We start from the raw sequence: 22,240 nt of genomic DNA on the forward strand, positions 1-22,240 counted from the left end.
CCGGCCAACTTCGGGAGGTTACCGTGTTTCTCGCACAAGAAATTATTCGTAAAAAACGTGATGGTCATGCATTAAGCGACGAAGAGATCCGCTTTTTTATCAACGGCATTCGCGATAATACCGTCTCTGAAGGGCAAATTGCTGCTCTGGCGATGACCATCTTCTTCCATGATATGTCGATGCCTGAGCGTGTCTCGTTGACCATGGCGATGCGAGATTCTGGGACCGTTCTGGACTGGAAAAGCCTCAACCTTAACGGCCCGATTGTTGATAAACACTCTACCGGCGGTGTGGGTGACGTTACCTCACTGATGCTTGGCCCAATGGTTGCGGCCTGTGGCGGTTATATTCCGATGATCTCCGGGCGCGGCCTGGGTCACACCGGCGGCACGCTGGACAAACTGGAAGCCATTCCGGGCTTCGACATCTTCCCGGATGACAATCGCTTCCGCGAAATTATTAAAGACGTTGGTGTGGCAATTATCGGCCAGACCAGCTCTCTTGCACCGGCAGACAAGCGTTTCTACGCCACCCGCGATATTACCGCGACCGTTGACTCCATCCCGCTGATCACCGCCTCAATCCTCGCCAAAAAACTGGCGGAAGGCCTGGATGCGCTGGTGATGGACGTGAAAGTGGGCAGCGGTGCGTTTATGCCAACCTATGAACTTTCTGCCCAGCTTGCCGAAGCGATCGTTGGTGTCTCCAACGGTGCTGGCGTGCGCACCACTGCGCTGCTGACGGACATGAATCAGGTGCTGGCATCCAGCGCAGGTAACGCTGTTGAAGTGCGTGAAGCCGTGCAGTTCCTGACGGGTGAATACCGTAACCCACGTCTGTTCGACGTCACCATGGCACTGTGCGTTGAGATGCTTATCTCCGGCAAGCTTGCCAAAGATGACGCCGAGGCGCGGGCGAAATTGCACGCCGTGCTGGATAACGGCAAAGCGGCGGAGATCTTCGGTCGCATGGTAGCCGCGCAGAAAGGCCCAACCGATTTCGTGGAAAACTACGCGAAATACCTGCCAACCGCGACGCTCAGCAAGGCGGTTTATGCCGATACGGAAGGCTTTATTTCTACAATGGACACTCGTGCGCTTGGTATGGCTGTGGTGTCGATGGGCGGCGGTCGCCGTCAGGCTTCGGACACGATTGATTACAGTGTTGGCTTTACCGACATGGTTCGCCTGGGCGACAGCGTTGACGGCCAACGTCCGCTGGCGGTTATCCACGCGAAAGATGAAAACAGCTGGCAGGAAGCGGCGAAGGCGGTGAAAGCGGCCATTACGCTTGACGATAAAGCACCAGAAAGCTCACCTTCGGTCTATCGTCGCATCACTGAATAACTGTATACTGATCTGATCGCTATTTTTTGAAGCACTAAGTACGGAGAACAATTATGAAACGTGCATTTATTATGGTGCTGGACTCATTCGGCATCGGCGCAACCGAAGATGCAGAACGTTTTGGTGACGTGGGTTCCGATACCATGGGTCACATCGCTGAAGCCTGTGCCAAAGGCGAAGCAGACAACGGTCGTAAAGGCCCTCTGACTCTGCCAAACCTGACCAGCCTCGGCCTGGTGAAAGCGCATGAAGGTTCTACCGGCAAAATCGCAGCCGGTATGGACGGCAACGCGGAAGTGGTTGGCGCATACGCCTGGGCGCATGAGCTCTCTTCCGGTAAAGATACCCCGTCTGGTCACTGGGAAATCGCCGGTGTGCCGGTTCTGTTCGACTGGGGCTACTTCTCCGATCATCAGAACAGCTTCCCGCAGGAACTGCTGGATAAACTGGTGAAGCGTGCAAACCTGCCGGGCTACCTCGGTAACTGCCACTCCTCCGGTACCGTGATTCTGGATGAACTGGGCGAAGAGCATATGAAAACCGGCAAACCGATTTTCTATACCTCTGCTGACTCCGTGTTCCAGATTGCCTGCCACGAAGAGACCTACGGCCTGGATAAGCTGTACGAGCTGTGCGAAATCGCCCGTGAAGAATTGACCGAAGGCGGTTACAACATCGGCCGTGTTATCGCGCGTCCGTTTATCGGCAACAAAGCGGGTAATTTCCAGCGTACCGGCAACCGTCATGACCTGGCCGTTGAGCCGCCAGCACCGACAGTGCTGCAAAAACTGGTTGAAGAGAAAGACGGTCACGTGGTTTCCGTGGGTAAAATCGCGGACATCTATGCCAACTGCGGTATCACTAAAAAAGTGAAAGCTACCGGTCTGGATGCGCTGTTCGATGCCACTATCAAAGAGATGAAAGAAGCGGGCGACAAGACCATTGTCTTTACCAACTTCGTGGACTTCGACTCCTCCTGGGGACACCGTCGCGATATCGCCGGTTATGCTGCGGGTCTGGAGCTGTTCGACCGCCGTCTGCCAGAGCTGATGGAGCTGGTGGGTGAAGATGACATTCTGATCCTGACCGCTGACCACGGCTGTGACCCAAGCTGGACCGGTACTGACCACACCCGTGAGCACATTCCGGTGCTGGTGTATGGTCCAAAAGTGAAACCGGGTTCTCTGGGCCACCGTGAAACCTTCGCGGATATTGGCCAGACAATTGCAAAATACTTTGGTACGTCTGACATGGAATATGGCAAGGCTATGTTCTGAATGACATTGGGTGCGGTCTGATGCCCTCACCCCAACCCTCTCCCACAGGGAGAGGGAGAAATTAAATGAAAAGGAACTGAAGATGGCAACTCCACACATTAACGCAGAAATGGGCGATTTCGCTGACGTTGTTCTGATGCCAGGCGACCCGCTGCGTGCGAAGCACATTGCTGAAACCTTCCTGGAAGACGTGCGTGAAGTGAACAACGTGCGTGGCATGTTGGGCTTCACCGGGACTTACAAAGGCCGCAAGATCTCTGTCATGGGTCACGGTATGGGTATCCCATCCTGCTCCATCTACACCAAAGAGCTGATCACCGATTTCGGCGTAAAGAAAATCATCCGTGTAGGCTCCTGCGGCGCGGTTCGTATGGACGTTAAGCTGCGTGATATCGTTATCGGTATGGGTGCATGTACCGATTCCAAAGTTAACCGTATGCGTTTCAAAGATCATGACTTCGCAGCAATCGCTGACTTCGGTATGGTCCGTGACGCGGTTGACGCGGCAAAAGCGCTGGGCGTTGATGCTCGTGTAGGTAACATCTTCTCTGCCGATCTGTTCTATGCACCAGACGGCGGCGAAATGTTCGACGTGATGGAAAAATACGGCATCCTGGGCGTGGAAATGGAAGCGGCAGGCATCTACGGCGTAGCGGCTGAGTTTGGTGCGAAAGCGCTGACCATCTGCACCGTGTCTGACCACATCCGTACGCACGAGCAGACCACGGCTGCTGAGCGTCAGACCACATTCAACGACATGATCAAAATCGCGCTGGAATCCGTTCTGCTGGGCGATAAAGAGTAATTCTGTCTCTTCCCTCCCTCTCCCTGTGGGAGAGGGCCGGGGTGAGGGCACCAGGCCGCACCTAGCGCACCGCCCGCGCAATCCACGCCGACAATTCACGTAGCTCTTTTTCCTGTTCCGGGAAATCTGCCAGCAACGCATCACACTCCTGTTGAAGCACGTCCGGGTGATAAAGACAGCCCTGCAAACGTGCCGCCAGCGCTTCTAACGGGGCCGGGTTCAGGCTGTCGGTAAAGACCTGCGTCCGGGTGATATGGCCTTTCTCAACGTCAAAATGCAGCTCCACGCCGCCCCAGGTAAAGCGCTCATCCAGCAAGTGTGAAAACGCCGGGGCCTGACCGAAGTTCCACTCCCAGCTGCTCTGGCGGGCAAAGGTTTCAGCGAAGTTTGGCAGATCGGGCGTTTTGTCGGGTGAAATCACCTCTGCTTCGACGCGTTCACCATAATAGGTAAAGAACGCCTCGCGTATAGCATCGCAAATCTGTTCGTGCGTGACGCCAGGCAGCAGCTCAACCAGATTCGCCACGCGACCGCGCACGGAAGTGATGCCTTTCGCCTGTAGCTTTTTCTTGTCCGGGTTGAGGTAGTTGGCCAGACGGCTGAGATCGGCGTTGAGCAACAGCGTGCCGTGATGGAAACCGCGGTCTTTGGTTTCGCGATACGCCGAGCCGGAAACCTTGCGATCGCCTTCCTCAGTACTGACCACCAGATCGTTACGCCCGGACGCTTCAGCCTGAACGCCAAGCGCATTCAGCGCGTTGAGCACAATGGCTGTGGAGATGGTTTTGTCGTACTCCGGTTTACCCGCCATAAAGGTAAAGCAGGTATTACCCAGGTCATGAAACACCGCGCCGCCCCCGCTGCTACGACGTGCCAGTCGGACATTATCCTCTTCCATACGCCGCGTGTTGCACTCTTTCCATGGGTTTTGCGCCCGGCCAATGACCACGGTATCGGCGTTACGCCACAGGAAAAGCACGCGTTGGGTGGCGGGCATCTGGCGGAAGATGCACTCTTCTACTGCCAGATTGAACCAGGGATCGTAAGAGTCAGAGATAAGCAGGCGTAACGTCGTCATGGCAAAGTTCCTTTTCCGAATCATTCGCCTACTTTATCACTAATCTTTCTTCTCGCTCTCTTCCTCTTCGGGAATCGACTTGCTGGCGGTCAGCAGGAAGGGCGATTGCTGCCAGCGCGTGCGTTTTCCCTGCAACAGGGTTCGCGCCAGTACCACGCCAATGGCCAGCGAAAGCAGCAACATCAGGCGCAGAATATTGGTGGTGTTATCCACCTGTTTGGCTTCGGTAGGCAGCGTGTGGGTGTCGAGCGTCAGGCGCAAATACCCCAGTGGGCCATTTTTCCCCTGAATAGGTTCGACGATTTGCTGGTTGAAGTAGCCCCCGGCTTTTTTACCGTCCAGCGCCAGCCTGTCGCGCACGTCGACGTGCTCGCCTGCGCGGGCGATCAGGTCGCCCTGTTCGTCATAGACACCGGCGTCCAGAATACGGCTGTTCTCCGTCAGCAGGCGTAATACCTGGCCTATCCGCTTGTCGTCCGGCGTTTCAGTACGCATAGACGGCGCAACGTTAAGGGTCACCTGACGCGCCAGCGTGCGGGCCAGTTCTTCAAGTTGCGGATTGCGTTGCCGTTGATGATTCTGGCTAAACCATGATGCCCCTTGCATCAGCGCCACCAGGAGCGCCAGACAGATAAGGACAATCACGGCACGATGAAGCCGGAATTTCAGTTTTGCGCGAGCCATATTCCACCTGCTGAAAATTTACGGCTTAATGTTGCCAGAAGTGATGGTTACAGGGTAGCCTCATGCGTTATTTTCCCTCTGGAACCTTCCGGCGCGAACGAAATTACAGGAGCTTCAATGCCGAACATTACCTGGTGCGACCTGCCAACGGATGTCTCTTTATGGCCAGGATTGCCGCTCTCTTTAAGTGGTGATGAGGTGATGCCTCTGGATTACCACGCCGGTCGTAGCGGCTGGCTGCTGTACGGACGCGGCCTGGACAAGCAACGCCTGACGCAATATCAAACCAAACTGGGCGCTGCGATGGTGATTGTCGCGGCCTGGTGCGTGGAAGATTACCAGGTTATTCGCCTGGCCGGCTCCCTGACGCAGCGCGCCACACGCCTGGCACACGATGCCGGGCTGGACGTAGCCCCGCTGGGCAAAATCCCGCATCTGAAAACGCCGGGTTTACTGGTCATGGACATGGACTCTACCGCCATCCAGATTGAGTGCATCGACGAAATCGCCAAACTGGCCGGCAGCGGCGAGCTGGTGGCAGAAGTGACGGAGCGTGCGATGCGCGGCGAACTGGACTTCACCGCAAGCCTCAGACAGCGCGTGGCGACCCTGAAAGGGGCTGATGCCAACATTCTGCGTCAGGTGCGTGATGAGCTGCCGCTAATGCCAGGGCTGACGCAGTTGGTGCTGAAGCTGGAAACGCTGGGCTGGAAAGTGGCCATTGCGTCTGGCGGTTTTACCTTCTTTGCCGATTACCTGCGTGACAAGCTGCGCCTGACCACCGTGGTGGCGAACGAGCTGGAGATCATGGACGGTAAACTTACCGGTCAGGTGATCGGCGATATCGTGGACGCCCAGTACAAAGCCAATACGCTGAACCGTCTGGCAGAGAAATATGAAATTCCGGTCGTGCAGACCGTGGCGATTGGTGATGGCGCCAATGATCTGCCGATGATCAAAGCAGCGGGTCTGGGCATTGCTTACCATGCCAAGCCAAAAGTGAATGAAAAGACGGAAGTCACTATCCGTCATGCTGACCTGATGGGGGTGTTCTGCATTCTCTCTGGCAGCATCAATCAGAAATAGTTTTGCGTTTGTAGGCCGGGTAAGCGTGAGCGCCACCCGGCTCACAGGCGGCACTGAAATAACGAGGTAAACCGTGGCGAAAGCTCCAAAACGCGCATTTGTCTGTAATGAATGTGGTGCGGATTATCCGCGCTGGCAGGGGCAATGCAGCGCCTGTCATGCCTGGAACACCATTACTGAAGTGCGTGGTGTGGCGGCTTCGCCGAGCGTTGCCCGCAATGAACGCCTGAGCGGCTATGCGGGGAATGCCGGTGTGGCGAAAGTCCAGAAGCTTTCCGACATCAGCCTGGAAGAGCTGCCGCGTTTCTCCACCGGATTCAAAGAGTTCGACCGCGTGCTGGGCGGTGGTGTGGTGCCGGGGAGCGCCATTCTCATCGGCGGCAACCCGGGAGCGGGTAAATCGACGCTGCTGCTGCAAACTCTGTGCAAACTCGCCGAGCAGATGAAAACCCTGTACGTCACGGGGGAAGAGTCATTGCAGCAGGTGGCGATGCGTGCGCACCGTCTTGGTCTGCCGACCGGCAACCTGAACATGCTCTCGGAAACCAGCATCGAACAAATCTGCATGATTGCCGAAGAAGAGCAGCCGAAGCTGATGGTGATCGACTCCATCCAGGTGATGCACATGGCGGATATCCAGTCTTCGCCGGGCAGCGTGGCTCAGGTGCGTGAAACCGCAGCCTATCTGACGCGCTTTGCCAAAACGCGCGGCGTGGCGATTGTGATGGTCGGCCACGTGACCAAAGATGGCTCGCTGGCCGGGCCGAAAGTGCTCGAACACTGTATCGACTGCTCCGTGATGCTCGATGGCGATGCGGATTCCCGTTTCCGTACGCTGCGTAGCCATAAAAACCGTTTCGGCGCGGTAAACGAGCTGGGCGTCTTTGCCATGACCGAGCAGGGGCTGCGCGAAGTCAGCAACCCCTCCGCCATTTTCCTGAGCCGCGGGGATGAAATCACCTCCGGCAGCTCGGTGATGGTGTTGTGGGAAGGAACGCGACCGCTGCTCGTCGAAATTCAGGCGCTGGTCGATGTCTCGATGATGGGCAATCCAAGGCGCGTGGCAGTTGGTCTGGAGCAGAACCGCCTGGCGATCCTGCTGGCAGTATTGCACCGTCACGGCGGCCTGCAAATGGCGGATCAGGACGTCTTTGTTAACGTGGTGGGCGGCGTCAAGGTGACGGAAACCAGTGCCGACCTGGCGCTGCTGCTGGCGATGGTCTCCAGCCTGCGTGACAGGCCACTGCCGCAGGATCTGGTGGTATTTGGCGAAGTGGGGCTGGCCGGTGAAATCCGCCCGGTACCGAGCGGCCAGGAGCGTATCTCCGAGGCGGCGAAACACGGCTTCCGCCGGGCGATTGTTCCGGCGGCCAACGTGCCGAAAAAGATCCCGGAAGGGATGCAGGTCTTTGGCGTGAAAAAACTCGCGGATGCGTTAAACGTCTTTGACGACTTATAATTACGTATTCGATTTTGCAGGAGGCACCGTAATTTATGTCAGCATTTGACTATCTCAAGACCGCAATTCGCCAGAAAGGCTGCACCTTGCAGCAGGTGGCGGATGCCAGCGGTATGACCAAAGGCTATCTGAGCCAACTCCTGAATGCCAAAATCAAAAGCCCTAGCGCACAAAAGCTGGAAGCATTGCATCGCTTCCTGGGGCTTGAATTCCCGCGTATGCAAAAGAACATCGGCGTGGTTTTCGGCAAATTTTACCCGCTGCATACCGGGCATATCTATCTGATCCAGCGAGCCTGTAGCCAGGTTGATGAGCTGCATATCATCATGGGTTACGACGAAAAACGTGACCGCGAATTGTTCGAAGACAGCGCCATGTCGCAACAGCCGACGGTGCCGGATCGCCTGCGCTGGCTGCTCCAGACCTTTAAGTATCAGAAAAATATTCGTATTCATGCGTTCAATGAAGAGGGTATGGAGCCGTATCCGCACGGCTGGGACGTGTGGAGCAATGGCGTGAAAGCCTTTATGGAAGAGAAGGGGATTGCGCCTAACTGGATCTACACCTCTGAAGAGCTTGATGCCCCACAGTTCCGCGAGCATCTGGGTACCGAAACGGTGCTCATCGATCCAAAACGCACCTTTATGAGCATCAGCGGGGCGCAGATCCGTGAAAACCCGTTCCGCTACTGGGATTACATTCCGACCGAAGTGAAACCGTTCTTTGTGCGTACAGTAGCCATTCTGGGTGGTGAGTCGAGCGGTAAGTCGACGCTGGTCAACAAGCTGGCGAACATCTTTAACACCACCAGTGCCTGGGAGTACGGGCGTGATTATGTCTTCTCACATCTGGGCGGCGATGAGATGGCACTCCAGTATTCCGACTACGATAAGATTGCCCTTGGACACGCGCAGTACATTGATTTTGCTGTGAAATACGCCAATAAGGTGGCGTTTATCGATACCGATTTCGTCACCACGCAGGCGTTCTGTAAAAAGTACGAAGGGCGCGAGCACCCGTTCGTCCAGGCGCTGATTGATGAATATCGCTTCGACCTGGTGATCCTGCTGGAAAACAACACGCCGTGGGTGGCCGATGGGATGCGCAGCCTTGGCAGCTCGGTAGACCGAAAAGAGTTCCAGACCATGCTGGTGGAGATGCTGCGCGAGAATAACGTGGAGTTTGTCCATGTCGAAGAGTCAGACTATGACAACCGCTTCCTGCGCTGCGTGGAGCTGGTGAAGGAAATGATGGGCGAGCAGGGGTAACTTCCCCCTCACCCTAACCCTCTCCCCATCGGGGAGAGGGGATTGCACAGAGCCGTCTTTTCCCCCTCGCCCCTACGGGGAGAGGGCCGGGGTGAGGGGGAAACAAGCAACTCAAAAAGCCACCACCACTTTCCCGCGCATATGCCCGTCCAGCACTTTACGGTGTGCCTCACTGATGCTTTCCACGCTCAATCCGTGCAGCGTTTCGCTGAGTGAGCTTTCCACCACGCCGTTATCTACCAGCTTCGCCACCTCGTTTAAGATCTCTCCCTGGCGTGCCATATCGGCGGTCTGGTACATGCTGCGGGTATACATAAACTCCCAGTGCAGCGCGGCGGATTTGGATTTGAGTTTGCTCTGATCCAGCGGGTGTTCGTTCTCGACGATGGTGCAGATATGCCCCTGAGGCGCGATCAGGTCGCTCACCGCATCCCAGTGGCCGTCGGTATCATTGAGGATGAAAATATAATCCACAAAGTTGATGCCCTGTTTGGCCAGTTCCCCCTTCAGATCGCGGTAGTTCACTACCATGTCTGCACCGCGATCGAGGCACCATTGAGCCGAATCTTCCCGCGAGGCGGTGGCGATCACTTTTACCTTGCTGTTGTGCTTCGCAAAGGGGATCGCAAGCGATCCCACGCCGCCCGCACCACCGATGATCAACAGCGTTTTATCCTGCCCGCCATCCTGAATGTTCAGCCGCTCAAACAGCCCTTCCCACGCCGTCAGGGCGGTGAGTGGCAATGCAGCCGCAGAGGCCCAGCTCAGGCTAGCGGGCTTGTGCCCGACAATCCGCGCATCAATCAGCTGATGCGTGGTGTTGCTGCCCGGGCGGGTGATATCACCTGCGTACCATACTTCATCGCCCGGTTTGAATCCGGTCACACTTGTGCCCACTGATTTAACGATGCCGCTGGCATCCCAGCCAAGAATGCGTGGTTCTTTCAGGCCATTTCTGGCAATGCCCGCGTGCACTTTGGTATCGACCGGATTAATGGACACGGCTTTCACTTCGACCAGCAGGTCGTGTTCGCCGGGCTGTGGCATTGGCTGGGAAATTTCAATAAAAACGGCAGGGTTTTCTGGGTTAACGGCAATGGCTTTAACTGACATGGTGAGCTCCTTAATGGAATGCGTTTTGTTGAGGCTAGTCTATTAAGTGGCCAGTTGCGTGATAAGATGGACAATCAAGAACGAAGTGTTCGTACAGGATGAACAATCATGTTTAAGCAGCTTCAGGATATGGCGCTGTTTGCGCTGGTGGCAGAAATGGGCAGTTTTACTGCGGCAGCGCAAAAGGCCGAGCTGCCAAAATCCAGCGTGAGCCAGCGTATCAGCCAGCTTGAACAGCAGGTGGGGATCAGGCTGTTGAACCGCACTACGCGCAAGCTCAACCTGACCTTTGCGGGCGAGCATTATCTGGTGCATTGCCGCGAGATGCTGGCGGCGAGTGAAAGGGCCGAGTACGCCATTCAACGGCTGCGGGAAAACCCCAGCGGACGGCTGCGGATCACAAGCCCGGCAGGGATTGGCGCGACGCTGCTGGCGCATATGAATGCTGAGTTCCAGTTGCGCTACCCGGATGTCTCACTGGATGTTTCTATCTCTGACGATGTGCTCGACCTGGTGGAGTCCGGGTTCGACGTGGCGCTGCGTACCGGCAAGCCGCAGGATTCTTCGCTGATTGGCCGCATGATTGGGCACTGCCCGCGCTATATGCTGGCCTCGCCGGACTATCTGGCGCAGAGGGAGCCACTTAGCCATCCCCGTCAGATGGTGGAACATCGCTGTATTACCCATAAGTCGTGGTCAGAATGGCTGTTGCAAAGCGAGAGCGAGGATTACCGCTATCTGCCGGATAACGCCCATATGACGGATAACCTGGTATATGCCCGCGAATGTGCCATTGCTGGTGCTGGCATTACGCTGCTGCCTGCTTTTCTGCTGGACGATAAGGTGGAAAAGGGGGCGTTGGTTAAGGTGCTGCCAGAGTGGAATGTCGAGGGGAATGACCTGTGGCTGGCCTATCCGAGCCGCAAGCTGAATTCGCCTGCGCTGATGAGCTATATCGACTTTGCGATGCAGTTTGATGAGGTGAAGCGGTTTTACGTGGGGCGGTGAAACTGTACGGCCTGATGCCCTTACCCTGGCCCTCTCCTGGTGGGTTGAGGGATCCCCACAAAAAATACGAGCACGGACGGCTCCCTCTCCATTTTGGGGAGAGGGGTGGGGTGAGGGGGAACATACGGCTGAGGTGGTTAATCCGTTCACTTTACGTTCCCTGCTACTCTGTCACCATATTAACGGTGAACGTGCCAGGGTAGCTCACCGCCGCTACCCTGGCGACCCGGGCTCCCGGCAAGAAAATCGCCGCTTCGCGGTACCTTCGGCTAATTCCTTACGGCTTTCGGGTCGGGCGCGATGAAGCGTCCATGCAAGTCGCGCCCTCTCGGCGCATCCCTGCGCCTCGTCCCGGCCTACAGGAAACGCCTCAGCGATTTTCAGCCGGACCATGGCGCAGCGGTAAGTCTTTTATTTCAATGGCGTAATGTTATCGCTGAATAAAGACAAACATTACTGGGGATCCCTCAGTCCACGGGGAGAGGGTACAAACATAAAAAACGGCAACCGAGGTTGCCGTTTGTTGTTTATTTCGCAATACGCTTGTACTTAATACGCTTCGGCTCCAGCGCGTCGGCGCCCAGCGTGCGTTTCTTGTACTCTTCGTATTCGGTGAAGTTACCTTCGAAGAACTCCACTTTACCTTCATCCTGGTAGTCCAGAATGTGGGTCGCGATACGGTCAAGGAACCAACGGTCGTGCGAGATAACCATTGCACAGCCCGGGAACTCCAGCAGGGCGTTTTCCAGCGCGCGCAGGGTTTCGATGTCCAGGTCGTTGGTTGGTTCATCGAGCAGCAGAACGTTGCCGCCAACCTGCAACAGTTTTGCCAGATGCAGACGACCACGCTCACCACCGGACAGCTCGCCTACGCGTTTACCCTGGTCGGTGCCTTTGAAGTTAAAGCGGCCAACATAGGCGCGGCTAGGCATCTCGGTGTTACCGATACGCATGATATCCAGACCGCCGGAGACTTCTTCCCACACGGTTTTGCTGTTATCCATCGCGTCACGGAACTGGTCAACGGAGGCCAGCTTCACGGTATCACCCAGGGTGATAGAACCGCTGTCAGGCTGTTCCTGGCCAGACATCATGCGGAACAGGGTAGATTTACCCGCACCGTTCGGACCGATAATGCCCACGATGGCGCCTTTCGGTACGGAGAAGGTCAGGTCGTCGATCAGCAAGCGGTCGCCGTAAGACTTACGCAGGTTGCTGACTTCAACCACTTTATCCCCCAGACGTGCTCCAGGTGGAATAAACAGTTCGTTGGTTTCGTTACGTTTCTGGTATTCGGTGTTGTTCAGCTCTTCGAAGCGTGCCAGACGGGCTTTGCCCTTAGACTGACGGCCTTTCGCGCCCTGACGAACCCACTCCAGCTCTTTCTCGATAGACTTGCGACGCGCCGCTTCAGCCGAAGCTTCCTGCGCCAGACGCTGATCTTTCTGCTCCAGCCAGGAGGAGTAGTTACCTTCCCACGGAATACCTTCACCACGGTCTAGCTCCAGGATCCAGCCTGCTACGTTGTCGAGGAAGTAACGGTCGTGGGTAATCGCCACAACGGTGCCTTCGAAGTCGTGCAGGAAGCGTTCCAGCCATGCCACGGATTCTGCATCCAGGTGGTTAGTGGGTTCGTCGAGCAGCAGCATGTCTGGTTTTTCCAGCAGCAGGCGGCACAGCGCCACGCGGCGGCGTTCACCACCGGACAGGTTCGCGATTTTCGCATCCCAGTCTGGCAGACGCAGTGCATCCGCGGCACGTTCCAGCTGCACGTTCAGGTTGTGGCCGTCGTGTGCCTGGATAATCTCTTCAAACTTACCTTGCTGTGCGGCCAGCTTATCGAAATCTGCATCCGGTTCAGCGTATTTAGCGTACACCTCGTCCAGACCTTTCAGAGCGTTAACCACTTCGGATACCGCTTCTTCAACGGATTCACGGACAGTGTGTTCCGTGTTCAACTGAGGTTCCTGCGGCAGGTAGCCGATTTTGATACCAGGCTGCGGACGGGCTTCACCTTCGATGTCTGTATCGATGCCGGCCATGATGCGCAGCAGGGTGGACTTACCGGCACCGTTGAGACCCAGAACACCGATTTTTGCGCCCGGGAAGAAGCTCAGCGAGATATTTTTAAGAATATGACGTTTCGGCGGGACAACTTTGCCGACACGATGCATGGTATAAACGAATTGAGCCACGTTGGACTTCGCCTCTTTTATCGTAATGAAAATAGGTTTCAGCTGCGAAGTGTAGCCTTTTTCCCGGCCTAATCACAGCCAGGAACGTCAGGAGTGTTAAAACGCGCAAGAAAGGTAAAAAAGTGTCCATGACGTGGCGCGTTGCCGGATGCCTGGTTAGCATAAGTTGATTAGACTTTGACGTGGCAAGACGCTGCAATTGATGAAAAAACAATGAGGAAGAGCTTGTGGAAAAAGCCAAACAGGTGGTCTGGCGTCTGCTGGCTGCCAGCGTATGCGTGATGGCGGTAAGCCAGGCGGTACATGCCGATTCACTGGATGAACAACGTAACCGCTACGCGCAAATCAAGCAGGCGTGGGACAACAAGCAGATGGATACCGTGCAGGCCCTGATGCCAACACTCAAAGATTATCCGCTGTACCCGTATCTGGAGTATCGCCAGATTACGGACGATCTCATGAATCAACCGACGGTTACCGTGAATAACTTTATTCAGGCCAACCCAACATTACCCCCGGCGCGCACCTTGCAGTCTCGTTTTGTGAACGAACTGGCGCGCCGTGAAGACTGGCGCGGGCTGTTAGCGTTCAGCCCGGAAAAACCGACTACCACAGAAGCGCAGTGTAACTTCTACTACGCAAAATGGGCCACCGGGCAGCAGGATGAAGCCTGGGCAGGGGCAAAAGATCTGTGGCTGACCGGAAAAAACCAGCCTAATGCCTGTGATTCCCTCTTTGGCGCCTGGCGCGCATCCGGTAAACAAGATCCACTGGCTTATCTTGAGCGTATTCGTCTGGCGATGAAGGCCGGTAACACGCGTCTGGTCACGACGCTTGCCGGGCAAATGCCGCCGGACTACCAGACCATCTCAACCGCAGTTATCGGTCTTGCGAACGATCCTAATTCGGTCATGACATTTGCCCGTACTACCGGTGCCACCGATTTTACCCGCGAGATGGCGGCAGAGGCCTTTACCAGCGTAGCGCGTGATGATGTGGAAAACGCGCGACTGATGATCCCACAGCTGGTGCAGGCGCAGCAGCTTAATGAAGAGCAAACCCAGGCGTTGCGCGATATCGTGGCGTGGCGATTGATGGGGACGGATGTCACTGACGATCAGGCGCGCTGGCGTGATGACGCGGTAATGCGTTCGAACTCAACCTCGCTGGTGGAGCGCCGTGTGCGGATGGCGCTGGGCAGTGGCGATCGTCGTGGGCTAAATACCTGGCTGGCGCGTCTGCCAATGGATGCGAAAGAGAAAGATGAATGGCGCTACTGGCAGGCCGACCTGCTGCTGGAGCGCGGGCGTGATGATGAAGCAAAAGAGATCCTCCACTCTCTGATGCAGCAGCGCGGCTTCTACCCGATGGCTGCGGCGCAGCGGCTGGGCGAAGAGTACACTTTCCGCATCGACAAAGCGCCAGGCAACCCCAATGCACAGCTGATTCAGGGGCCAGAAATGGCACGCGTACGTGAGCTGATGTACTGGAATATGGATAACACCGCGCGCAGTGAGTGGGCGAATTTGGTCACCAGCCGCACGACGGACGAAAAAGCGCAGCTGGCCCGCTATGCCTTTGATAATCACTGGTGGGATCTGAGCGTGCAGGCGACGATCGCCGGTAAGTTGTGGGATCATCTCGAGGAGCGTTTCCCGCTGGCGTATAAAGATCTGTTCGATCGCTATACCAGCGGCAAAGATATCCCGCAAAGCTATGCCATGGCGATTGCCCGACAGGAGAGCGCCTGGAACCCGAAAGTGCGCTCCCCGGTTGGGGCCAGCGGGCTGATGCAGATAATGCCGGGCACGGCCACGCACACCGTGAAGATGTTCAATATTCCAGGTTACAGCAATCCTGTCCAACTGCTTGACCCGGATACCAACATCAACATCGGTACCAGCTATTTGCAGTATGTTTATCAGCAGTTTGGTAACAACCGCATCTTCTCTTCGGCGGCGTATAACGCCGGGCCTGGGCGTGTACGGACCTGGCTTGGTAACAGCGCTGGACGTATTGATGCCGTGGCGTTTGTCGAGAGTATTCCGTTCTCTGAGACCCGCGGATATGTGAAGAACGTTCTGGCTTATGATGCTTACTATCGCTACTTCATGGGGCAGAAAGATACCCTGATGAGCGACGCCGAGTGGCAGAGACGTTACTGATCGGCATGGGTTGTGTTATGCTGTACTCGCTAATGAGTACAACAGGCGGCATAACATGACCCAGCATTCCCCTTATTCATCGGCGATGGCCGAACAACGCAACCAGGAGTGGCTTCGTTTTGTGGAGTTGCTCCGTCAGTCTTATGCAGAAGATCTGCATTTACCGCTATTACAGCTGATGCTGACGCCCGACGAGCGTGAAGCTCTGGGCACGCGCGTGCGCATTATCGAAGAGTTACTGCGGGGCGAAATGAGCCAGCGCGAGCTGAAAAACGAGCTGGGCGCAGGTATCGCGACGATCACCCGTGGATCAAACAGCCTGAAGTCTGCGCCAGTTGAACTGCGCCACTGGCTTGAAGCGATATTGCTGAAAAACGCCGGATGACGGCTTCGCCTTATCCGGCCAACATATTCAACGATAAATCGCGTTATGGAACGGGCTTAATGCCAGGATCACCGCCTGATGGTACACGCTTGAACGCGTCAATGCGCCAGCGGTGAATACGCCAATTGCCCCTTCCTTACGACCAATCTCATCGATGCCGGTGTACTGAGACATCACCGGCCCGAGCGCTTCACCCGCACGCACTTTTTCCAGAATAATGGCTGGCAATGGCAGTGTGGCTGAGCGCGCTTCGCCACTCAGTTCCCGGTTTTCGATAACCACCCAGCTGAATGTCGCGCCTTCGTCGATACCCGCTTCAATCGCGACCCAAAAGTCGGCCTCAGGGCAAGCAGCCTTTACATTGGCAACGCGATTTCGTGCGCCAGCGCGCGTTTCCTCGCTTCCAAACGGTTGTTCAGGGACACCGCTCTCGACGGATACGGCGTCAATATGGCAGGATCCTTCGCCGAAGATCTCTTCAAATGCCCTTAGAATTGCCTGAATTTTGGCAGGATTAGTGGTAGCAGAGACAACATGGTGCATAATTAAGCTCGATTCAAAAAAACTCATCGCAGTATAACGGAAAAAAAGCATGTTACAGGTATACCTTGTTCGCCACGGTGAAACGCAGTGGAACGCCGAGCGACGTATTCAAGGCCAGTCAGACAGTCCTCTTACCGAAAAGGGTGTGCAACAAGCGTGGCAGGTGGCGGAACGCGCCAAAACGCTGGGCATTACTCACGTTATCGCCAGCGACTTAGGTCGCACACAACAGACCGCGCGTATCATCGCTGATGCCTGCGGCTGTGATGTTACCCTGGAGCCGCGCCTGCGCGAGCTGGATATGGGCGTGCTGGAAAAACGCCATATTGATTCTCTGACTGAACAAGAGGAAGGCTGGCGTCGCACGCTCGTTAACGGTACCGAAGACGGTCGAATTCCTGAAGGTGAATCGATGCAGGAGCTGAGCGTGCGCATTCATGCCGCGCTGGCGGAGTGCCTGAAGCTCCCGGCCGGAAGCCGCCCGTTGCTGGTGAGCCACGGTATCGCGCTGGGCTGCCTGGTGAGTACGATTCTGGGCTTGCCTGCTTATGCAGAGCGCCGTTTGCGCCTGCGTAACTGCTCAATTTCCCGTATCGACTATCAGGAAAGTCAGTGGCTGGCGTCTGGCTGGATTGTGGAGATGGCAGGGGACATTTCGCATCTTGATGCCCCTGCGCTGGATGAATTACAGCGTTAGTGCCTGATAGGGATTAAGAATTCCATCCGCAGATTGATTGGGCGTTCTTCCGGTTTTACATCGCTTGCCGGGTAGTAACGCTCAATATCCTGACCTTTACGACGATTCAGATTCAGCATCGGCATACAGGTGCCGTAAACGGTCAGGATAAACTCCTGAACGCCCGTTCCCAGGCCTTCATACGTGAACATGACGTACTCACCACCTTCCAGCACGACAGGTTTAGAACCCTGGATATATCCATTGGCCATTTCCGGCGTTAACGCCGTGGTGTAGAACACTTCCTGCTCGTCATCTTTTTCAAGGCTAGGATGCGTTTCGTTCAGACCATACAGCAGCGGAGGAATGGCGGGTGCATGGCTCAGGAAATCGCGCCAGAACTGTACGCGCATCTGGTGACGGAATTCGGAAATCTGCTCCAGAGAACAGGAGTAGCTTTGCGTTGTCCCAATCAGATGGGTTTCTGGCAGCGTAATAATTTCATATTTAGGCATGGCGAACTCGCCCAGACGCAGCGGCGGACGCATACCAAAAGAGCTCCAGTCAGGCGAGCGGCGATAGAGCGCAGGCGTCAACGAGAACTGTTTTTTAAAGGCGCGGGTGAAGGTTTGCTGTGAATCAAAGCGGTATTGCAGGGCAATATCCAGAATCGGCCGCGCGGTCAGACGCAACGCGACAGCAGACTTTGACAGACGACGTGCGCGAATATAAGCACCGATAGCATGACCGGTGACATCTTTGAACATCCTTTGCAGATGCCACTTGGAATAGCCTGCTTTTGCCGCCACATTATCCAGTGACAAAGGCTGGTCCAGATGACCTTCCAGCCAGGTAAGCAGATCGCGAATAATTCCAGCCTGATCCATATACTATCCTCATCCTTAAAACAGCAGGTGCCTGATAACAGGTTAGCGGATAATAGCATTTTTTGATGTTTTAGCATTCAGTGTTTTTTTTGCTCATTAATGCTTTTTGCCGCACATTATGGGCGAATATATTCTAATCCTGTGATCTTGCTACATTTTTATCTATCCTGTTGAATAATCGCTCAGCGTAATTTTAAAGAATGGTAACAATATGAAATACAAGACATTGATCTTAACCGCCGCCTTGCTGATGGTTGGCCGTGTGGCCCAGGCAGAACAGATTGGTTCTGTCGATACGGTGTTCAAAATGTTCGGCCCTGACCACAAAATCGTGGTGGAAGCCTTTGATGATCCCGATGTGAAAAACGTCACCTGCTACATCAGCCGGGCGAAAACGGGCGGTATTAAAGGCGGTCTGGGCCTGGCTGAAGATACTTCTGATGCGGCTATCTCGTGCCAGCAGGTCGGCCCGGTAGAGCTGAGTGATAAAATCAAAAACGGTAAAGCGCAGGGAGATGTGGTGTTCCAGAAACGCACGTCTCTGGTGTTCAAAAAGCTGCAAGTCGTGCGTTTTTATGATGCCAAACGCAACACCCTGGCGTACCTGGCGTACTCCGACAAAGTGGTGGAAGGGTCGCCGAAAAATGCGCTGAGCGCAGTGCCGATTATGCCGTGGCATTAATTCAGGGACGAATCATGCAGCAACCTGTTGTCTGGCTGGTTGAAGACGAAATCAGCATCGCCGATACGCTTATCTACATGCTCCAGCAGGAAGGATTCGCGGTGAAGGCGTTTGATCGCGGTTTGCCGGTGCTGGAAGAGGCGCGGCGGCAGGTTCCTGCACTGGCTATTCTGGACGTCGGCCTGCCGGATATCAGCGGCTTTGAACTGTGTCGCCAGCTACTGGCGCTGCATCCGTCGTTGCCGGTGCTGTTTCTGACGGCACGCAGTGATGAAGTGGACAAACTGCTCGGCCTGGAAATGGGCGCGGATGACTACGTTGCCAAACCTTTCTCGCCGCGTGAAGTGTGCGCCCGGGTAAGGACAATCCTGCGACGGATGCAAAAATCCGCCGCACCCTCTGAAATCGTCCGAATCGGGCAGTTCGAGCTGAACGAGCCTGCGGCCCGAATCAGCTGGTGCGGAGAACCTCTGCTGCTGACCCGCTACGAGTTCCTGCTGCTCAAAACGCTGTTGCAGGCACCAGGGCGCGTGTTTTCGCGCCAACAGCTTATGGATAAAGTCTGGGGTGACGACGGCGACAGTTTTGATCGTACTGTAGATACCCATATCAAAACCCTGCGTGCCAAGCTGCGAGCGGTGAATGACACGCTTTCGCCCATCAGCACCCATCGCGGAATGGGCTACAGTCTGGGGCTTTATTAATGCGCATTGGAATGCGGCTGCTGCTTGGGTATTTCCTGATTGTCGCCATCGCCGCGTGGTTCGTGTTGTCGATCTTCGTCCAGGAAGTGAAGCCCGGCGTGCGCAGGGCAACGGAAGGCACGTTGATCGATACCGCGACGTTGCTGGCCGAAGTCGGGCGGGATGATTTGCTCTCGGGTAATGCACAGCAGGGCAAACTGGCGCAGGCGTTTTCACAGCTTCATCAGCAGCCATTTCGCGCCAACATTGGCGGCATTCACAAAGTCCGCAACGAATATCATGTCTACATGACCGACGCGCAGGGCAGGGTGGTGTTTGATTCCGCCGGTCTGGCCGTAGGGAAAGATTACTCCCGCTGGAACGACGTCTGGCTGACGCTGCGTGGTGAATACGGTGCGCGCAGTACCCTGAGCAACCCTGACGACCCGGAGAGTACGGTGATGTACGTTGCCGCGCCGGTCAGGGATCAGGGCAAGATTATCGGCGTGCTCTCGGTCGGGAAACCGAATATGGCAATGGCTCCCGTGATCCACCGTAGTGAACGGCGGATACTGTGGGCAGGTGGCGCGCTGCTCGGCATTGCATTGCTGATTGGCCTGGTGGTGGCAGGGTGGATAAACCGTTCGATCGGTACCTTGTCACGCTATGCTGACTCGGTGACCACCGATGCGCCGCTGCCGTTACCCAATCCGGGCAGCAGTGAACTGCGCAAGCTGGCGCAGGCGCTGGAAAATATGCGCATTCGTCTGGAGGGTAAAAACTACATTGAACACTATGTCCATGCGCTCACTCACGAACTGAAAAGCCCGATTGCCGCCATTCGTGGGGCGGCCGAAATTCTCACGGAGCAACCTCCGCCGCAGGTGGCCGCGCGGTTTATTGACAATATCCTGGTGCAAAACGCGCGTATGCAGTCGCTGGTGGAAAAGCTGCTCACGCAGGCGAGGCTTGAAAACCGGGTGGAGATTGTGCCGGTGAGTGTCAGTGTTGATACGCTGTTTACGCGCCTGGCTGACACGCGCGCAGCACTGCTGGCGGCGAAAAATATTACGCTTATCTGTGACAACACTTCCCTCAGTGTCGCGGGCGAGCCGGACCTGCTCGAACAGGCGCTGGGCAATTTACTGGATAACGCTATCGATTTTACACCGCCGGGTGGCGTCATTAGCCTGATTGCACGCGAAGCACAAAAGCAGGTGCAGCTTATTGTGACCGATAGCGGAAACGGGATCCCGGACTATGCGCTGGCGCGCGTTTTTGAACGCTTCTATTCACTGCCGCGTGATAACGGGCTGAAAAGTAGCGGGCTGGGGCTGGCATTTGTTCAGGAGGTGGCTCGTCTGCATCAGGGCGAGATAACGTTGCACAACCGGGAAGAGGGAGGCGCTATTGCGACGCTGACACTTCACCCTCACTTCACATAACTTCAAACTGGCCCCACATAGCCTCGTTACGCTCTCTTCATCACAAAGGAGACGTAATGATGAAATCCCCCCTGTTCTGGAAAGTAAGCACCCTGCTGGGGTGCATCCTGCTGCTGTTAGTTCCGCTGTTTATGGTCAGTAACCTGATTTCGGAGCGCGAGAGCTACCGCAATGACGTTGAAAATACCCTTCGCCAAAGCACCAGCGGACCACAAAAACTGGTTGGCCCGCTGATTGCCATTCCGGTAACGGAGATTTTTTACAAGCTAGAAGATGAGAAACAGGTTGAATACAAGAAAAGTTATCTGCATTTCATTTTGCCGGAGTCACTGCTTGTTGATGGCAATCAGCATGTTGAGTCCCGTAACATCGGCATTTATGACGGCCAGATCTGGAATACGGATCTGAAAATCAAAGCGCAATTCTCAACAGAAAAAATGGCGCAGCTGAAAGGGGAAACTATGACCCTCGGACAGCCATTTATCATGGTCGGTGTTGGGGATTCTCGCGGAATTGGTACGGTGAACGTGTCAAAAATTAACGGTGAGACACTGAGCGTTGAGCCGGGTTCGGGGGCTTACGGGGCGCTTTCCGGTATCCATATCCCGCTGACGGATAAAGCGCTGGAAGCGAAAGCCTTTACGCTGGAGATGTCGCTGAATCTGGCAGGGACCGGCAGTTTTGCCGTGGTGCCGGTAGGTCGTAACAGTGAATTGACGCTCACCAGCAACTGGCCGCATCCGGGATTTATGGGTGATTACCTGCCGGTTAAGCACACGATCAGCGAAACGGGTTTCCAGGCGAACTGGCAGAGCAGCTGGTTTGCAAACAATATGGAGAACTGGTTTAGCGAACAACCGTCACCAGAATGGCGCGGCATTCCGGCCTTCAGCGTCACGGTTGCTACGCCTGCGGATCAATACCAATTGACCGACCGTGCTGTGAAGTACGCTATTTTGCTGATTGTGCTGACGTTTATGGCCTTCTTTGTCTTCGAAACCTTAACCGGCCTGCGTCTACATCCGATGCAGTACCTGCTGGTGGGGCTCTCACTGGTCCTGTTCTATCTGGTGCTGCTTGCCTTGTCTGAGCATGTCGGCTTTGGCCCCGCATGGATTATTGCAAGCCTGGTGGGGGCGGCGATGAATGGGATGTATTTGCAGGCGGTACTGAAAAGCTGGCAGAGAAGCGGGGTATTTGTCCTGGCGTTGCTGGGGCTGGATATGGTGATGTGGTTCCTGCTGCGTTCAGAAGACAGCGCGCTGCTGCTGGGGTCTGCGGTTCTGGCGCTCGCCCTGTTCGCGGTAATGTACCTGACGCGCCACTTCGACTGGTACTCGCTCTCTCAACCTAAGCATCCGAAGCCGCCCGCAGAGCCGGATGATGAAGCAATGCGGATCTGGAAATAAAAAAAACGGCGCGTTAAGCGCCGTTTTTTAATGCGTTATGTACAGG

20 protein-coding genes are annotated in these 22,240 nt (G+C 55.5%); 14 read left to right on the plus strand and 6 right to left on the minus strand.

The features are described 5' to 3' along the window. Positions 1 to 23 precede the first annotated feature (23 nt). From deoA to deoD, 3 genes are all read left to right on the plus strand, one after another. Entirely contained in the window at positions 24 to 1,346 is a 1,323-nt protein-coding gene (gene deoA, locus M987_RS08895) for a thymidine phosphorylase (protein ID WP_014068804.1), read from the plus strand. 53 nt (positions 1,347 to 1,399) lie between these two features. Next, positions 1,400 to 2,623: a phosphopentomutase gene (gene deoB / locus M987_RS08900; RefSeq protein ID WP_014068805.1), complete on the plus strand. Its 1,224-nt coding sequence runs from the start codon at positions 1,400 to 1,402 to the stop codon at positions 2,621 to 2,623. Positions 2,624 to 2,705: 82 nt separating this feature from the next. Continuing rightward, on the plus strand, positions 2,706 to 3,428 hold the full coding sequence (gene deoD / locus M987_RS08905; RefSeq protein WP_014068806.1) for a purine-nucleoside phosphorylase: 723 nt from the start codon (positions 2,706 to 2,708) through the stop codon (positions 3,426 to 3,428). Between the two features lie 61 nt (positions 3,429 to 3,489). On the opposite strand, the gene lplA is transcribed toward deoD, so the two are convergent. Both lplA and M987_RS08915 read right to left on the minus strand, forming a co-directional pair. Then, the gene (lplA, locus tag M987_RS08910; RefSeq protein ID WP_014068807.1) at positions 3,490 to 4,506 is read right to left on the minus strand and encodes a lipoate--protein ligase; all 1,017 of its coding nucleotides are present in this window, start codon (positions 4,504 to 4,506) and stop codon (positions 3,490 to 3,492) included. A gap of 39 nt (positions 4,507 to 4,545) precedes the next feature. Beyond that, entirely contained in the window at positions 4,546 to 5,190 is a 645-nt protein-coding gene (locus tag M987_RS08915; protein ID WP_014068808.1) for a YtjB family periplasmic protein, read from the minus strand. Positions 5,191 to 5,307: 117 nt separating this feature from the next. On the opposite strand from M987_RS08915, the gene serB reads away from it, so the two are divergent. From serB to nadR, 3 genes are all read left to right on the plus strand, one after another. Then, on the plus strand, positions 5,308 to 6,276 hold the full coding sequence (serB, locus tag M987_RS08920; RefSeq protein WP_014068809.1) for a phosphoserine phosphatase: 969 nt from the start codon (positions 5,308 to 5,310) through the stop codon (positions 6,274 to 6,276). Between the two features lie 73 nt (positions 6,277 to 6,349). Continuing rightward, entirely contained in the window at positions 6,350 to 7,735 is a 1,386-nt protein-coding gene (gene radA, locus M987_RS08925) for a DNA repair protein RadA (protein WP_014068810.1), read from the plus strand. A 35-nt stretch (positions 7,736 to 7,770) separates the two neighbouring features. Next, positions 7,771 to 9,003: a multifunctional transcriptional regulator/nicotinamide-nucleotide adenylyltransferase/ribosylnicotinamide kinase NadR gene (gene nadR, locus M987_RS08930; RefSeq protein WP_014068811.1), complete on the plus strand. Its 1,233-nt coding sequence runs from the start codon at positions 7,771 to 7,773 to the stop codon at positions 9,001 to 9,003. Between the two features lie 111 nt (positions 9,004 to 9,114). On the opposite strand, the gene M987_RS08935 is transcribed toward nadR, so the two are convergent. Then, the gene (locus M987_RS08935; RefSeq protein ID WP_014068812.1) at positions 9,115 to 10,116 is read right to left on the minus strand and encodes a zinc-binding alcohol dehydrogenase family protein; all 1,002 of its coding nucleotides are present in this window, start codon (positions 10,114 to 10,116) and stop codon (positions 9,115 to 9,117) included. Positions 10,117 to 10,224: 108 nt separating this feature from the next. Between M987_RS08935 and M987_RS08940 the strand changes: the two genes are divergently transcribed. Then, positions 10,225 to 11,124 carry a LysR family transcriptional regulator gene (locus tag M987_RS08940; RefSeq protein ID WP_014068813.1) on the plus strand — a complete coding sequence of 300 codons (900 nt, stop codon included), beginning with the start codon at positions 10,225 to 10,227 and terminating at the stop codon, positions 11,122 to 11,124. Between the two features lie 527 nt (positions 11,125 to 11,651). Here the strand turns inward: M987_RS08940 and ettA are convergent. After that, positions 11,652 to 13,319, minus strand: a complete 1,668-nt coding sequence (ettA, locus tag M987_RS08945) for an energy-dependent translational throttle protein EttA (protein WP_014068814.1) — start codon at positions 13,317 to 13,319, stop codon at positions 11,652 to 11,654. A gap of 227 nt (positions 13,320 to 13,546) precedes the next feature. On the opposite strand from ettA, the gene sltY reads away from it, so the two are divergent. Together sltY and trpR are read left to right on the plus strand one after the other, a co-directional pair. Continuing rightward, positions 13,547 to 15,484, plus strand: a complete 1,938-nt coding sequence (sltY, locus tag M987_RS08950) for a murein transglycosylase (protein WP_014068815.1) — start codon at positions 13,547 to 13,549, stop codon at positions 15,482 to 15,484. 55 nt (positions 15,485 to 15,539) lie between these two features. After that, positions 15,540 to 15,869 (plus strand): trp operon repressor, encoded by a 330-nt coding sequence (gene trpR, locus M987_RS08955; protein WP_014068816.1) that lies wholly within the window; start codon positions 15,540 to 15,542, stop codon positions 15,867 to 15,869. A gap of 27 nt (positions 15,870 to 15,896) precedes the next feature. On the opposite strand, the gene yjjX is transcribed toward trpR, so the two are convergent. Then, positions 15,897 to 16,412 carry an inosine/xanthosine triphosphatase gene (gene yjjX, locus M987_RS08960; RefSeq protein WP_014068817.1) on the minus strand — a complete coding sequence of 172 codons (516 nt, stop codon included), beginning with the start codon at positions 16,410 to 16,412 and terminating at the stop codon, positions 15,897 to 15,899. 49 nt (positions 16,413 to 16,461) lie between these two features. On the opposite strand from yjjX, the gene gpmB reads away from it, so the two are divergent. After that, positions 16,462 to 17,109: a 2,3-diphosphoglycerate-dependent phosphoglycerate mutase GpmB gene (gene gpmB, locus M987_RS08965; RefSeq protein WP_014068818.1), complete on the plus strand. Its 648-nt coding sequence runs from the start codon at positions 16,462 to 16,464 to the stop codon at positions 17,107 to 17,109. On the opposite strand, the gene robA is transcribed toward gpmB, so the two are convergent. Then, complete coding sequence (robA, locus tag M987_RS08970) at positions 17,106 to 17,975, minus strand: MDR efflux pump AcrAB transcriptional activator RobA (protein WP_014068819.1); 870 nt, start codon at positions 17,973 to 17,975, stop codon at positions 17,106 to 17,108. The two genes, gpmB and robA, sit on opposite strands and share 4 nt — an antisense overlap. Before the next feature lie 211 nt (positions 17,976 to 18,186). Between robA and creA the strand changes: the two genes are divergently transcribed. Genes creA through creD form a run of 4 tightly spaced genes read left to right on the plus strand, consistent with a single transcriptional unit; the run spans position 18,187 to position 22,194 of the window. Further along, positions 18,187 to 18,657: a protein CreA gene (gene creA, locus M987_RS08975; RefSeq protein WP_014068820.1), complete on the plus strand. Its 471-nt coding sequence runs from the start codon at positions 18,187 to 18,189 to the stop codon at positions 18,655 to 18,657. A 14-nt stretch (positions 18,658 to 18,671) separates the two neighbouring features. Next, the gene (gene creB / locus M987_RS08980) at positions 18,672 to 19,361 is read left to right on the plus strand and encodes a two-component system response regulator CreB (RefSeq protein ID WP_014068821.1); all 690 of its coding nucleotides are present in this window, start codon (positions 18,672 to 18,674) and stop codon (positions 19,359 to 19,361) included. Further along, positions 19,361 to 20,785 carry a two-component system sensor histidine kinase CreC gene (creC, locus tag M987_RS08985; protein ID WP_014068822.1) on the plus strand — a complete coding sequence of 475 codons (1,425 nt, stop codon included), beginning with the start codon at positions 19,361 to 19,363 and terminating at the stop codon, positions 20,783 to 20,785. The genes creB and creC overlap by 1 nt, the downstream gene beginning before the upstream one ends. Before the next feature lie 56 nt (positions 20,786 to 20,841). Then, complete coding sequence (creD, locus tag M987_RS08990; RefSeq protein ID WP_014068823.1) at positions 20,842 to 22,194, plus strand: cell envelope integrity protein CreD; 1,353 nt, start codon at positions 20,842 to 20,844, stop codon at positions 22,192 to 22,194. Positions 22,195 to 22,240 lie beyond the last annotated feature (46 nt).

Origin of the sequence: Enterobacter soli ATCC BAA-2102, assembly GCF_001654845.1 — a bacterium.
Lineage (GTDB): Bacteria > Pseudomonadota > Gammaproteobacteria > Enterobacterales > Enterobacteriaceae > Enterobacter > Enterobacter soli.

Coding starts and splice junctions, on each gene's coding strand:
- lplA (WP_014068807.1), bottom strand. CDS start 4,506: ATGACGACGTTACGCCTGCTTATCTCTGACTCTTACGATCCCTGGTTC.
- M987_RS08940 (WP_014068813.1), top strand. CDS start 10,225: ATGTTTAAGCAGCTTCAGGATATGGCGCTGTTTGCGCTGGTGGCAGAA.
- creB (WP_014068821.1), top strand. CDS start 18,672: ATGCAGCAACCTGTTGTCTGGCTGGTTGAAGACGAAATCAGCATCGCC.
- nadR (WP_014068811.1), top strand. CDS start 7,771: ATGTCAGCATTTGACTATCTCAAGACCGCAATTCGCCAGAAAGGCTGC.
- deoD (WP_014068806.1), top strand. CDS start 2,706: ATGGCAACTCCACACATTAACGCAGAAATGGGCGATTTCGCTGACGTT.
- deoB (WP_014068805.1), top strand. CDS start 1,400: ATGAAACGTGCATTTATTATGGTGCTGGACTCATTCGGCATCGGCGCA.
- M987_RS08915 (WP_014068808.1), bottom strand. CDS start 5,190: ATGGCTCGCGCAAAACTGAAATTCCGGCTTCATCGTGCCGTGATTGTC.
- gpmB (WP_014068818.1), top strand. CDS start 16,462: ATGTTACAGGTATACCTTGTTCGCCACGGTGAAACGCAGTGGAACGCC.
- creA (WP_014068820.1), top strand. CDS start 18,187: ATGAAATACAAGACATTGATCTTAACCGCCGCCTTGCTGATGGTTGGC.
- serB (WP_014068809.1), top strand. CDS start 5,308: ATGCCGAACATTACCTGGTGCGACCTGCCAACGGATGTCTCTTTATGG.
- trpR (WP_014068816.1), top strand. CDS start 15,540: ATGACCCAGCATTCCCCTTATTCATCGGCGATGGCCGAACAACGCAAC.
- creC (WP_014068822.1), top strand. CDS start 19,361: ATGCGCATTGGAATGCGGCTGCTGCTTGGGTATTTCCTGATTGTCGCC.
- creD (WP_014068823.1), top strand. CDS start 20,842: ATGATGAAATCCCCCCTGTTCTGGAAAGTAAGCACCCTGCTGGGGTGC.
- M987_RS08935 (WP_014068812.1), bottom strand. CDS start 10,116: ATGTCAGTTAAAGCCATTGCCGTTAACCCAGAAAACCCTGCCGTTTTT.
- yjjX (WP_014068817.1), bottom strand. CDS start 16,412: ATGCACCATGTTGTCTCTGCTACCACTAATCCTGCCAAAATTCAGGCA.
- robA (WP_014068819.1), bottom strand. CDS start 17,975: ATGGATCAGGCTGGAATTATTCGCGATCTGCTTACCTGGCTGGAAGGT.